Origin of the sequence: Shewanella sp. SP2S2-4, from assembly GCF_031932025.1 — a bacterium.
GTDB classification, from domain to species: domain Bacteria; phylum Pseudomonadota; class Gammaproteobacteria; order Enterobacterales; family Shewanellaceae; genus Shewanella; species Shewanella baltica.
On sequence record NZ_JAUOER010000034.1, the window covers coordinates 1 to 13,154 of the forward strand.

Here is a 13,154-nt window from a genome sequence, read left to right on the forward strand (position 1 = left end):
AGATCATGCAGATACGAAGAAGTTCCCTACTGTTAACAAAGTATGATCCCGCCCTGCTCACACAGGGAGCTGAGTTTGGGTTAATAGTGGCAGAATATACTTGGCCTCAAACGCCGCGGTATCTAAGGGACGTGAAAATAAATACCCTTGTAAAACCGTGCAATGGCGCGCAGTACAAAACTCTGCTTGCTCAACGGTTTCTACTCCCTCCGCCACAGAAATAACATTAAACCCATAGGCAAAGTTGAGTAAAGCAGCGAGCAATCGGGTGTCTTTTTCATCTTTATCGTAGGAAGCGACAAAGCTTTTATCGATTTTCAGCACGCTGATCGGAAACAGTTTGATGTGTTCTAATGACGAAAAACCCGTCCCGAAATCATCGAGGGCAAAACGCACCCCTAATCCGGCGATTCTATCGAGCACTTTGGCATGTTCATGGGGATCTTCAATGAGGCAATTCTCTGTAATTTCAAGCTCTAATGCTCCAGCAGGCAAGCCTGTCTTAGTCAATATATGCACTATTTTATCGAATAGGTTCTCATTGCCTATTTGAGAGGCGGAGAGGTTAACTGCAATAGTAAATTCTTGGCCTAAAGGCTGTAACTGGGATAACCAAATCTGAGCTTGGGTGCAGGCTTGTTCAAGCACCCAATCATCAATGTCATCCATTAAGCCAATTTCGTCAGCAATAGGTAAAAATTGATCGGGGGCGATAATGCCATCCACTGGATGCTGCCATCGGATAAGGGCTTCCATCCCCACCAACTGATGGGTTTTCGCATTAACCTGTGCCTGATAATGGACCTTAAACTCATGTCTTTTTAAGGCCATACGCAAACTTGACTCGATATGATTACGGTAGCGCACCTCTTTATCTAAGGCTTCGGAATAAAACTGTATCTGATTTCGGCCCATCTTTTTAGCGCGATACATGGCAATATCGGCGCATTTCATCAATTCAGAACTATTCGAAGCCGCTTCATTATAAAAAGCCACACCGATACTGGCGCCAATAAGCACGTCGTTATCACCGAGACAAAACACGTCCTCAAAGACTTTTAGCAGTCGATTGGCCACTATCATGGGGAAATATTTATAATCGTTATCCGTCACCAGTACGACAAATTCGTCCCCGCCTAAGCGGGCAATAATATCGCCATCGCGCAGCACTTCACTTAATCTGGCCGCCACTTGAACTAACAGCACATCACCAGTTTGGTGGCCTAAAGTGTCATTGATCGCTTTAAAATCATCGAGATCGAGTAAGATAACGGCTAAATAATCGTGGCAACGTTTCGCCCTTGCGATCGCTCGATTCAGACACAGTTCAAAGCCATAACGATTAACCAACTTAGTGAGCGAGTCGTGCTCGGCCAGCTCTTTGAGTTTTTGATGGCTATTACGTAACGCCAATGCCATTGAAGATCTTTGTTTTGCGTAGCGAATCGCACGGGTTAGTATCCGCGAATTAACCTCATCCTTGAGCAGAAAATCCTGCGCACCTAATTCAATACAGCGCTGGGCCAGTTTCTCATCTTCATAGCGACTCAGCATCACGACCACAGTCTGGTCTTGCGTCATGGCATTGAGCTTAATCAACACTTCTAACCCATTGGCATCGGGCAATAAATAATCCAATAGAATGCCATCGAAATGGCGTTCTAAAGCAAGATTTAACCCATCAAATGCACAATTTGCTTCGATCACATTAAACGTCAATTTCGACTGTCTAAGTGCTCGGATAATTGCCGTTCTATCGACTTCATCATCATCGATCAGTAGTAAATCCATATACTCACCTTATGCGGATGGGAGCTCGACTATTCGCCAGTAACCTTCAAGCATGTTAAAAATATTGTTAAAACCGTCTTTTATGTCAGTTTTAACCATGTAGCCAGCCACATGATGGCTATAGGCTTTCATTCTATCTTCATCGGTACTCGACGTCGTGAGCATAAAAACGACAGATGATGAAAGTGAAGGATCTGAACGTATCCGCTCAAGAAACTCAAAGCCATTCATTCTTGGCATATTAAGGTCGAGTAAAATTAGATACGGGCCTTTAATTGTGTCTAAGCTGGTGAGAATTGCGAGTGCCTCAATGCCATCCCGTGCGCGCACTAAAGGATTGAGTAACCTAAGCTGTCTCATCGCCCGCTGCACGGCCATGTAATCCACATCATCGTCATCAACTAATAAAATAGTGACCTGTTGATATTGATCTGCTGCTCTCATAAAAGCTCCTTTTTCACTATGTGCTTAGGCCAAGTAAAGTAAAAACAACAGCCTCTACCCTGCGATTTGAGTTGAATATTACCGCCTAAACTTTCAACTGTTTTCTTCACAAGTGATAAACCTAAACCACTGCCTTCGACTTCATCTCTAGGTTTAAGTGTTTGAAACATTTCGAAGACTTTATTCTGATAGGCACTCGAAATACCTGGCCCATCATCCAACACACTGAATAGATAATGTTTACTTGTACTCTCACATAAAACGGTAATGACACCTGTAACTAAGTCATGGTGCTTAATGGCATTACTGATTAAATTGCGTATCACCAATTCCAACAAGGCGCGAACGGTATGGAAGTTCGGAAACTCCCCTTTGAGGACTAATTCGAACCCCTGAGGTGGCGCAACGAGCGCAAACATATCTTCAACCAGTTGCCGACTGTTGACCTCAGTGGTTTCAGTATCGACACGGCCAATACGGGAGAACATCAATAGCCCATCGAGCAATAACACCATGCGGTGAATACGGCTTTGGATCAGCCCGAGATATTTCTGCACATTTTCATTGGTGTTATCGGATAAATCCTCTGTTAGCCAAGAGGTTAACTGCTCGATACCCCGTAGCGGGGATTTCAAATCATGGGAAGCGATATAGGCAAAACGGTCGAGTTCTTGATTGATGCGCTCAAGCTCTTGCATGTGTTCTGCACGCTGAACTTCAATGCGCTTACGTTCAGACACATTGTTAATTGTCGCAAGAATGAAAATGCCATTACTGAAATGAATAGGCGTCAGCCCCACTTCTATCGCGAGTCGACTGCCATCTTTACAACAGCCAAATAAGTCATCCCGCATCGACATATTTTTCGCAATCGGCTGCACTAAATAATGATTCATGTGCTGCTGGTGCACATCCCTCAGCGCGTCTGGCAATAACATATTGATAGAGCGGCCGAGTAACTCATCTCTGGCATAACCAAATAAACGTTCGGCATGGGTGTTTACCAATGTAATAATTCCAGCCTTATCCACCATAAACAGTGCGCTTGGAGAGGCTTCAATGACGAGTCTAAAGCGTTTTTCATTCGCGATTAGCTCAGAGGTAAGTAATGACTCTTTATATCGATTACGCGCCATGATTAGCACCGAGTAAAACAATGCCAAAATGAATGCACAACCGATAAATTGCAGCCAGATACCTTGGGTCTCTTCCGATCTTGAGATAAAACGCGATTGTGATGAAATGTCCAAGCGCCACTGCCTACCGCCAATCAAGTCGGTCTGTGACTGATAAAACACATCTTTTTGATTTGGCAGTACTTTACTGCTAGTGAACATTAAACTGTCTGCATTTGCCTGCGGGTTTTCATAAATAGCAAGTTTCAAACCTGAGAATCGATCTCCCATAATCCCTTGCATGAGGTCGTCCATCCTAAACGCCGCATATACGAGTCCAATCGCCTGTTGTTTCCGTTCAACCTCCGTTGCCACCGTTCCTTGATAAATGGGTAAATACATCAAGAAACCCGCTTGAGCATCTTCGGGCGTATCTTGAACTAAGGCCACCTTGCCTGAGATAGTTGGCTGGCCAGTGCTAATGGCGTAATCTATGGCTTTGCGCCGATTAGCCTCGGAACACATGTCATAACCAAAGGCTCTTTGATTGCGCCAATCAAAAGGCTCTAAATACAAGATCACGCAATACTGATCACGTACGCCTTCTGGGTATACTTTATAATCTTTAAAGCCTTCGGCCTGAACGTGTTGGACATGGTTATCTAATGTGTCAGGCTTAAGTAACTGAGCATAGCCAAAGCCTTGAAAACCTGGGTAATACTCAGATAAATGCGCATTGACAACATAGGTTTGCCACTCCTTTCGGGTCACATCATTTGAAGATAATAACAAGCCAACACCACCGCGTAAGACTTGCTCATAGGCAAGCATTCTGCGATTCACCGCTTCGGTTAACTCTTGCACACTGTTTTCGAAACGCTCTTCACCCCTATCTCTAAGATATTGCTCCAGCACATACCAGGAAATGCCCATGAAAAGTAAAGCAGCGATAATCATCAGCCAGCTAGAGCTCAGCACGCTAAAATAGATATTATTTGATGGGCTATGCAGTTTAGAAAACTCATCCTTGTCCATTTGAGCCAATTCCCTAGCAAACTATCAGCAATAAACCTAGTTACAAGTGTTGTTGTAAATATGTCTAAATTCAAGTTTATCCTACTATTTAACTCGGAATTAACCCGAATATATCGATGACACTGTTGTGCTCTCAATCACAAAATAAGCAAGAACTGAATTAATCAAATATCCAATTGTAGCCTCAGGCTTAAGCCAAACAGCGGCAAGCTGAATCATCCGGCACACGGGAAGAATTTTTCACCCTGACTCACAAAATTATTTGCTTTTCTACCCTACTCTTTTTAGTTAGAAAGTCGTTAGGAACAACAAGAGGAATTCGTTATGGCTCATATTACTGAAGTCGTGCCCAACGATACTGAACTTGAGGCAATGACCACACCGAAAAACAGCAAAGCTGCCGAGGCAATGCAACATAGACGTGAAGTCAAAAAGCGTTTAGAAGACTACCTCGAACGGGCGGAGTTAAAGCGTGCATTAGGAGATGACGATTTTTTCTAGCCTATTTGATCTCAGTATCTAGTGGGCAAAATTAGGGTGATGCTGCGTTAAATAGCAGATTATTCATCTAGGACTCTCACAGTTCTTGTCCACTCAGACCTAATATCTCACCCAGCTCTCAGTGCTGGGTGTGACCTTGTTTAGCCCTCTTAATCACCACCTTCAAAGCTACATCATCCTTGTCACTTTTTACCGCTTTTATAGGCTTGCGTTTTAATCAGCAACCATTCGGCCTTAGCACCTAAATAAACGTAAGCACCTAATCCTACGAGTAAACCAACTACGGCTAACATCATCCAAATCGCGGGTTCAATATATTGTTTCTCGCCGAGTGACGCCTTGAACATAGTCAATAACGCCTCAATGGAAATGGCAATAAGGATGGTAGACACAAACCGTGTAATGGTTCGCCGCGTTGAGCTGTGGCGAAAGATATCCTTATGCATTAGCACTTCTTCTTCGAGAATAGTTTTTCCGAGATCAAAAATCGCTAAAGCTAACGTCATAAAAATAATGATCCCAAAAGGTTGCAGCGGATCTTGGCCAATTCGCTCGACCGTAAAGAGTCCGTAAATATCCCGCAATGCGGTCCAGAGCAATACAGTAACCAGCACAAACAACCCTGCCACTATCACGCCATAAACCGCTTTAAATGCTGGCGTTACGCGCCGCCGTGCACTGTCGCCCATCATAAATTCAATCAAACGGGTCAAGTCCACATCCACCACTAAATAACCCAGTTTTTGCTCCTGTTGATAAATCGCTAAAGAGGCGGAGAGGCATAAATTACCACTGGCATTGGATAAATAGGGACGTGTAATGTTGACGCCATCGGACTCATCACGATTAATGAAATAGGGTCGTTGGCTGCGATCACGATTGCCACCTAACGGAATTAACTCAATTTGGTGGTCTACTACAGCGATATTCTGACTTATCTGCAAGCCTTGGCTATCGAGTAAATACATCAGCTCGACAAAGGGATAGCTCTTCGCGATTCCTTTCATCGCTTTGACATCGACCTTAGGTTGTTTAAATAACTCGGCATCGGCAATCCCAGTTAAAATGGACTCCATCAGTTCATGCACTGTGGCTTCGTATTCGTGATACCGCTCGATCACACTCAAATAACTCATCGCTGCCATGTTTTGCTCCAATCAACCGATTTCTAAGTCCAAAACAAAGCAGCTTTAATGCCATATCAATAAAACAATATGAAACAGATAGTTATTAATTTATATCCAATGCACACAGCGCTAAAATAGTCACAGGTGCACCAAAATGATTCACAAAACCGATAACAGTTAATTTATGTAATCGGTATATTTCCTCAGCTAGTCTGCGAATCAATATGAATAAATGAGGTTTAAGGCTATGATTAGCCACATCTCTCTCGCTGAAATTACCTGCAGGATATACGGGAATGTCTGAGTCGTTAGCCCAATATCAACAAGATCTACGCCGTTTTTCCGATGAATTAATTCGCATCCAAACGCCAATAAAAATCTTAGATGCCATCAAATGGCCGCGGGAAATGGAGGAGCGTTTTCTCTCAAATAAGGGCACTGTACTACCGGCTATCAAGCAAGAGTTCTATCAAAACATTGCCTTACCTTTTGACCCAGTCAAAACCCAAGCAGAACTCGCCTCCCTCAAACAGGATATCCATAGACGTTTAGGTAAACGGGATAAACTCGGCAAGATATTAGTAGCCAACGTCGATCAATATCGCCTTGTAGTTGATATGTTAGGAAATAGAGGTACGCCAACCTTTGGTAAATTAAGCCAAGAATTATACGGTAGTGCTAGCCATAAACTGCATGGCGATCGCCATACGCTGCGCCAGTTAGGCGATAAGCTCAGCTACATTTTCTCGCTGCCTGCGGCGAGACACATGAATAAACATCATCCTAAAATTATTAGCGCACCCGAAGCGGTCCACGTGCTTAGTCAACGTTTAGAAAAGTACTTCCATAGCGATGATATGCGCGTGCGCCTCAGTGACGGTATCGTTTCTGACGCTGCTGTGGGTGGCGATACCGTTAAGCTCAATAGCAGAGCCATGTTTAGCGAATCCGATCTCAATGTATACGAAGTTCACGAAGGTTGGGTACATGTCGGCACTACGCTTAATGGCCGAGCCCAACCCCACGCCACTTGGCTCAGTGTCGGTTCGCCGCGGGTAGCCGCGACTCAAGAGGGTTTAGCTGTTTTACTGGAAATGCTAACCCTCAGTTCAAATCCAGGGCGAGCTCGACGCATCAGCGACCGTGTCGCCGCGGTCGACATGGCGGAAAATGGCGCCGACTTTATTGAAGTATTCAATTATTTCAGAGGATTAAACCTGAGCGCGACCGACAGTTACCGCGTCACCCAAAGGGTTTTCCGTGGAGGTATGGTGGAAGGCGGCAGCTTCTTCACTAAGGATATTTCCTATGTGCGCGGTTATGTGGAAAACATTAACTTTATCCGCAGCGCTATCACCTCGGGCCTTCCCGAACTTATCCCTATGTTGTTCCTCGGTAAATTGGCGATCGAAGATATCCCAGTGTTATACCAAGCTTGCCAAGAGGGCATACTGACGACACCGAAATATTTACCGCCCATGTTCGATAACTTTAGCGGTCTTTATGCTTGGTTTGGCTTCGCCTCAGGCTTAGCAGGAATCGATTTGAAAGGCGTACAACGTCACTTCACACGCCTGTTTAAAGATGTACCTAACGTCGCTCCAGCCTTTGAGTTACTCGATGATACTGAGTTCGACAACAACTCAGATTAATACGGCAATATTATTGATTTAAATAAAAAAGCTCACAATCATGTGAGCTTCTTTTATTCTAACGTGACTCAACTTTATTCATCAGATTAAGATTGGGCTTTTGCTGCTTCATCGGCACGCTTTTTAATGAAGTATTCCCGTGTTAACCCAAAGACCACAGGGCTTAACAGTGCCAAGGCGATTAAGTTAGGAATGGCCATCATGGCGTTTAAGGTATCAGCCAATAACCAAATAAAATCTAACGAGCTAACGGCGCCTAGTGGCACGGCTATGGTCCATAGCAACCTAAAAGGTTTTACCGCTTTAATACCAAAGAGATACTGCACACATTTTTCGCTGTAGAAACTCCAGCCAATAATGGTGGTGAAGGCAAAGATAGACAAGGCGATAGCCACGATATAATTACCCAGAGGCAAGGCATGGGAGAAAGCGTATGACGTCAGCGCGGCGCCATTTTCACCCGAGGTCCAAGAACCAGAAACCACAATCGCCAAACCTGTAATCGAACAAACCACGATAGTATCGATAAAAGTGCCGAGCATAGCCACCAGCCCCTGCGCCACGGGATTATTGGTTTGTGCCGCAGCATGGGCTATCGGCGCACTACCTAAACCCGCTTCGTTGGAGAATACGCCGCGCGCCACACCAAAACGAATCGCCGCCCACACAGCTGCGCCCGCAAAACCACCTTGGGCTGCCACTGGATTAAAAGCGCTGTGAATAATTAGGGCGAATGCAGCTGGTACGTCTTGAATATGCACCACCAACACACCTAGGCCAGCAGTGATATAAAAAATCGTCATAAATGGCACTAACTTACCGGCAACTTCAGCGATACGCTTAATACCCCCCATCAATACCGCGCCGACCAGCAGCATCATCACCACGCCAGACACCCAAGCCGGAACGCCGAAGTTACTGCTTAATGCTGCGGCGACTGAGTTGGCTTGTACCGTGTTGCCAATACCAAAGCCAGCGAGTGATCCAAAAATCGCAAATAGAGTGCCCAACCAAGCCCACTTTTTGCCAAGACCATTTTTAATGTAATACATAGGGCCACCGACATGGTTACCCTGATCGTCTACTTCGCGAAATTTAACCGCCAGCACAGCCTCAGAATACTTAGTCGCCATGCCAACTAATGCGGTGCACCACATCCAGAATAACGCGCCTGGGCCACCGACAAAAATTGCCGTCGCCACACCTGCAATATTACCCGTACCAATGGTGGCTGAAAGGGAAGTCATCAACGCATTAAACGGACTCACATCCCCTTTCACATTTTTATCTTTATCGGGAATACGGCCAGACCAGAGTAACTTAAAGCCTGTGCCTAACTTCAGAATGGGCATTAATCTCAGCCCGAGGGAAAGAAACAAACCAACGCCTAAGATCATCACCAACATAGGTGTGCCCCAGACAAAGCCATTAATCAGGCCAACAAACTCCGTAATCGCTTCCATTCAAACCTCGTGATTGCTTGTTATTGTTATAGTTTGACTGACGCCGTCGGATTAGGACTTGGCCTAACGAACACGACATATCAAGGAGCCAATCTAACAGTTGCACCTCAGATTACAACGAATAGTTAACAATTGGAAATCTAAATCATCTGCGAATTTATCTGAAATGGATTGGCACGCAGAGTCGTTGCCGAGCGGTGAGATATTGATTTGTAACATAAATAAAAAATCCCCGCATTGAGTATGCAGGGAGTATCTCGAGCAATACGCCGCTATGTAGGATAATTAACTTAAGCTGGTTTCCACACTAACTGTGGCAGCGCGGTTAAATCTAACCTGTCGCCATGGGTCGCAATCGCGGTGGCCTGAGGTTTAGTCTTAGGATCTTGATTAACCACATCGACCAATCCATGCTGCGCATCGGGTTCTCCGTGGACTAAAATCAGCGGCGGTTGGCCTTCAAAATGGCGATACCAACGCAATAATTCAGCTTGATCTGCATGGGCAGAAAGCCCGCCCACTGTGTGTAACTTAGCCGCAACTTTAATACTATTGCCATGGATAGTCAGCTCCTCAGCACCGTCAACCAAGGCACGCCCTTGTGTGCCAAGGGCTTGATAACCACAGATAATCACATCGCATTCAGGTCGCCATAGATTATGCTCTAAGTGGCTACGAATACGCCCACCGTTACACATGCCGCTCCCCGCAATAATGATCAATCCCTTATGCACTTCATTCAGCGCCATCGACTCTTCGGTCGTCTGGATAAATTCGACATTCGACAACAGCGGATGCTGCCCAGGATGTTGGCGGGTAAAGCGTTTAAAATCCTCATCCATCAGCGGATAATTATTGACGTAGACGCGAGTCGCCTCAATCGCCATGGGGCTATCTAGGCAGATTTTCCAGCGACCGAGATCCCATTCTTTAGCATATAAATGAAAGAGATATAATAACTCCTGCGCCCGTCCAACCGAGAAAGCTGGCAGCAAGATATTGCCTTGGCTCTCGTTGACTGTCTTAGCAAAAATGTCTTTCAACTCGGCTAAGGTTTCCGTCCAACTACGGTGAAAACGGTTGCCGTAGGTGCTTTCCATTAACACTAAATCCGCCGTATCCACTAAGGTCGGATTGCGTAAAATCGGCATCCCCGCACGGCCAAGATCGCCACTGAAAACGACTTTTTTCTGGGACTTACCCTCGCCTAACCACAGCTCGACTAAGGCAGAACCTAAAATATGTCCCGCATCTGAGAGGCAAATATCCACATGGGGAATGACCCGAGTTACTTGGCCGTATTCCAGCGGCACAAATTGGGTGATGGCCTGTTCGGCATCTTCAACGGTGAATAGCGGTTCTAAGGGTTCAAGATCATGTTTAGCGCGCTTTTTATTAACCCTTTCGGTGTCGCGAGTCTGCAGCATGGCCGCATCTTTGAGCATGATGGCGCACAGTTCTGCCGTGGCTTTATGGGTGTAGATAGGCCCATCAAAACCCGCTTTAACTAAGAGTGGTAAACGCCCTGAATGGTCGATATGGGCATGGCTGAGCACAACAGCGGAAATAGACTCAGGGTCGAAGGCGAAGGGATCATGATTACGCAGTTCATCCGCTTTACCACCTTGGATCAAACCACAATCGAGTAATAAGTGTTCATGATCGACCGAGAGTAAATGGCATGAGCCGGTAACTTCCTCTGTCGCTCCTAAAAACTGCAGTGTCATTCGCATGGTGTCCCTCCAACGTTTTTACCTTGTATAAAGCTAGACTATGCCCTTATTCCTCAAAGAAAAAGAATTAATTGGTCGCATGCGAGCAATGTCAACTTTCGCCGTAACACTCAAGCATCAATAACCTAGTAGCGGGTATAACTCACCTTGGCGCACGGTTTTATCGGCATGAGTTAGGGTCCCATCACGCTGCCATTGAGCGAGCTGAGCTTGAATGATAGGTAGTGCTTCTTTTGCCGTCATACCCGCACTAATCTGGTTACTGTAGAGCAATTTCAGCAAAATATAATCGAGCCCAGTGAGTAAGTCCTGCGGGGTTTTATCATTAAAGATGGAGGGGAATACTTTTTCAGAATCATTGGGCAACCCCAGCACTTGGGTGACTTCCTCGACCACACAAGCCACTAACTTACCGTGCATTTTTGCCTGATCAACGGGAATAATCACCCATGCGCGGTCAATTTCACTGTTAGCGTTCAGAGCAAACTTGGCCATACACACTGAGCCATGGACATTCTTCGCCGAACTTGGCCCCATTAAGCGGGTAACTTCACTCTCCCATTGGGATTGACGAGTAAACACTAAGTGCAGATTCGCCTCAGAAAGCGTATCCACCAGCTGAATATCATGATCCGTAATCTCGGCTAAGTGCGCTAAGTGCATCTGTACTAATTGGGTGTGCAGCGCCCTATCGCCCACTTGATGCTCAATAAACACTCGCACCGGAATGCGCCACTTACGCACACGATGCTTATCTTTATCGTATTCATTTTTAAGGGCGACTTCGCTAAAAGCTTGGGTGATATAGGCTGAGTTTTTCCAATCTACTGCGGGACCTAACGCCGGAGCTAATGCCGGAGTTAACGCAGATTGCATTGGAGCAGCGTAAAGCGGACAAGCAGTAGCAAAGAATAAACCTAAGATAAAACACCCACTGCATCCTAAACGCCGCAGACGCGCAAGTAACATAAACCCGTTGCAGTAATCTGTTGATACCTTACACCACGTTTGCATTGGCACTTATTCCGCGACTTGCCGAGGTAACTTAATCGAAATCATAGCAGTGATGCCGATAAAAGCGGTCGAAATCCACAAACAGGCAGCTAAACCATAGGCTTGATACACTAAACCAGACAGCACAGTGCCGACCAAACGCCCCATAGCATTGGCCATATAGTAGAAACCCACATCCAGCGATACCGCCTCTTCACTGGCGTAACTCACAATCAAGTAACTGTGCAGCGACGAGTTCACCGCAAACAGGGCACCAAATAACATTAAGCCCAACAACAAACTGGCTTCAGGGTAAAAACTAAACTGTATCGCGCTGGCAATGAGCGCTGGTACAAAGGCTAGCAAACTGGCCCAAATTAACGCGCTGCGACCATCGGGTACAGCACCGACTGCTAAGCTTTGGTGTTCATGATTCCCTGTGATCTTAGGTGCCAAGGTTTGCACTATGCCATAGCCAATAACCCACACAGCTAAAAAGCCGCCCACCGCCCAATGATCCCAGCCAAATTTACTCGCCAGATACACAGGCAGCGCCACCACAAACCACACATCTCTGGCGGCAAACAGGAATAGTCGTGCCGCCGAGAGAATGTTCACACTGCGACTCTTAGAGAAAATCTCCGTAAATTTAGGCTTATTCTTGGCTTTACCTAGATCCTTTTTCAGCATCACTAAACTGAGTAACCATACGAGTCCAAGCATGCTCGCCATAGTGGCGATCGCCAGCTCAAACCCTAGTAACGCAAGCAAGGCGCCGCCGAGGAAAAATCCCGCACCCTTGAGGGCATTTTTAGAACCCGTTAATAAGGCAACCCACTTATAAAGCTTGCCCTGCTCGCCTTTTGGCACTAGCAGTTTGATCGCGCTTTTGGCGCTCATCTTATTGAGATCTTTAGCAACTCCAGATAACGCCTGCGCCGCCATCACCCAAGGCACGCCGGCGAGCCACAAAGGTAAACTCGCCGCCGGCACTAATAACATGGCTAAGGCAAACACTTGCATCCCAAGACCCACGTTCATGGTGCGATTTAACCCTAAACGCGCACCAAGATAGCCGCCCAGTAGATTGGTCACTACGCCAAAAATCTCGTAGAACAAAAACAGCATAGCGATCGCTAGCGGACTGTAGCCAAGGTCGTGAAAATGCAGCACCACTAACATCCGCAGTGCGCCGTCGGTTAAGGTAAAACTCCAATAATTGAAAGTGATCAGCAAATATTGCCGCACGGCAACAGGCAATTGCATTAATTGTTCAAAAAGCTTGGCGGCAGACATTGAG

General features: G+C 45.9%; 10 protein-coding genes. 2 read left to right on the top strand and 8 right to left on the bottom strand.

All coding sequences use genetic code 11. From position 1 onward, the window contains the following. Nucleotides 1-57: 57 nt before the first annotated feature. From Q4Q54_RS20075 to Q4Q54_RS20085, 3 genes are read right to left on the bottom strand one after another with little or no spacing between them, the layout of a single operon-like run. Entirely contained in the window at nt 58-1,791 is a 1,734-nt protein-coding gene (locus Q4Q54_RS20075) for a putative bifunctional diguanylate cyclase/phosphodiesterase (RefSeq protein WP_106648238.1), read from the bottom strand. A gap of 9 nt (nt 1,792-1,800) precedes the next feature. Then, on the bottom strand, nt 1,801-2,235 hold the full coding sequence (locus Q4Q54_RS20080) for a response regulator (protein ID WP_006079986.1): 435 nt from the start codon (nt 2,233-2,235) through the stop codon (nt 1,801-1,803). After that, nucleotides 2,232-4,385 (bottom strand): CHASE domain-containing protein, encoded by a 2,154-nt coding sequence (locus Q4Q54_RS20085; RefSeq protein WP_311989390.1) that lies wholly within the window; start codon nt 4,383-4,385, stop codon nt 2,232-2,234. Before Q4Q54_RS20085 ends, Q4Q54_RS20080 begins: the two co-directional genes overlap by 4 nt. Before the next feature lie 324 nt (nt 4,386-4,709). Between Q4Q54_RS20085 and Q4Q54_RS20090 the strand changes: the two genes are divergently transcribed. Further along, entirely contained in the window at nt 4,710-4,886 is a 177-nt protein-coding gene (locus Q4Q54_RS20090; protein ID WP_311898546.1) for a PA3496 family putative envelope integrity protein, read from the top strand. A gap of 182 nt (nt 4,887-5,068) precedes the next feature. Here Q4Q54_RS20090 and Q4Q54_RS20095 read toward each other — a convergent pair whose 3' ends face one another. Beyond that, nucleotides 5,069-6,031, bottom strand: coding sequence for a PDC sensor domain-containing protein (locus tag Q4Q54_RS20095; protein ID WP_006084247.1), 963 nt, complete (start codon nt 6,029-6,031; stop codon nt 5,069-5,071). A 278-nt stretch (nt 6,032-6,309) separates the two neighbouring features. On the opposite strand from Q4Q54_RS20095, the gene Q4Q54_RS20100 reads away from it, so the two are divergent. Continuing rightward, nucleotides 6,310-7,665 (top strand): flavohemoglobin expression-modulating QEGLA motif protein, encoded by a 1,356-nt coding sequence (locus Q4Q54_RS20100; RefSeq protein ID WP_106648241.1) that lies wholly within the window; start codon nt 6,310-6,312, stop codon nt 7,663-7,665. Between the two features lie 86 nt (nt 7,666-7,751). Here the strand turns inward: Q4Q54_RS20100 and Q4Q54_RS20105 are convergent, their stop codons facing one another. The 4 genes from Q4Q54_RS20105 to arsJ all read right to left on the bottom strand — a co-directional run bounded on the left by Q4Q54_RS20105 (nt 7,752) and on the right by arsJ (nt 13,150). After that, nucleotides 7,752-9,128 carry an alanine/glycine:cation symporter family protein gene (locus Q4Q54_RS20105; RefSeq protein WP_006079981.1) on the bottom strand — a complete coding sequence of 459 codons (1,377 nt, stop codon included), beginning with the start codon at nt 9,126-9,128 and terminating at the stop codon, nt 7,752-7,754. Nucleotides 9,129-9,418: 290 nt separating this feature from the next. After that, nucleotides 9,419-10,861, bottom strand: coding sequence for an MBL fold metallo-hydrolase (locus tag Q4Q54_RS20110; protein ID WP_311989391.1), 1,443 nt, complete (start codon nt 10,859-10,861; stop codon nt 9,419-9,421). 117 nt (nt 10,862-10,978) lie between these two features. Next, entirely contained in the window at nt 10,979-11,875 is an 897-nt protein-coding gene (locus Q4Q54_RS20115; RefSeq protein ID WP_311989392.1) for a DUF2927 domain-containing protein, read from the bottom strand. Nucleotides 11,876-11,881: 6 nt separating this feature from the next. Beyond that, nucleotides 11,882-13,150 carry an organoarsenical effux MFS transporter ArsJ gene (gene arsJ / locus Q4Q54_RS20120; RefSeq protein WP_311989393.1) on the bottom strand — a complete coding sequence of 423 codons (1,269 nt, stop codon included), beginning with the start codon at nt 13,148-13,150 and terminating at the stop codon, nt 11,882-11,884. Nucleotides 13,151-13,154 lie beyond the last annotated feature (4 nt).

Excerpts from the sequence above, each read along its gene's own strand:
- Q4Q54_RS20090 (WP_311898546.1), top strand. The coding sequence starts at position 4,710 with ATGGCTCATATTACTGAAGTCGTGCCCAACGATACTGAACTTGAGGCA.
- Q4Q54_RS20080 (WP_006079986.1), bottom strand. The coding sequence starts at position 2,235 with ATGAGAGCAGCAGATCAATATCAACAGGTCACTATTTTATTAGTTGAT.
- Q4Q54_RS20095 (WP_006084247.1), bottom strand. The coding sequence starts at position 6,031 with ATGGCAGCGATGAGTTATTTGAGTGTGATCGAGCGGTATCACGAATAC.
- Q4Q54_RS20085 (WP_311989390.1), bottom strand. The coding sequence starts at position 4,385 with ATGGACAAGGATGAGTTTTCTAAACTGCATAGCCCATCAAATAATATC.
- arsJ (WP_311989393.1), bottom strand. The coding sequence starts at position 13,150 with ATGTCTGCCGCCAAGCTTTTTGAACAATTAATGCAATTGCCTGTTGCC.
- Q4Q54_RS20105 (WP_006079981.1), bottom strand. The coding sequence starts at position 9,128 with ATGGAAGCGATTACGGAGTTTGTTGGCCTGATTAATGGCTTTGTCTGG.
- Q4Q54_RS20100 (WP_106648241.1), top strand. The coding sequence starts at position 6,310 with ATGTCTGAGTCGTTAGCCCAATATCAACAAGATCTACGCCGTTTTTCC.
- Q4Q54_RS20115 (WP_311989392.1), bottom strand. The coding sequence starts at position 11,875 with ATGCAAACGTGGTGTAAGGTATCAACAGATTACTGCAACGGGTTTATG.
- Q4Q54_RS20110 (WP_311989391.1), bottom strand. The coding sequence starts at position 10,861 with ATGCGAATGACACTGCAGTTTTTAGGAGCGACAGAGGAAGTTACCGGC.
- Q4Q54_RS20075 (WP_106648238.1), bottom strand. The coding sequence starts at position 1,791 with ATGGATTTACTACTGATCGATGATGATGAAGTCGATAGAACGGCAATT.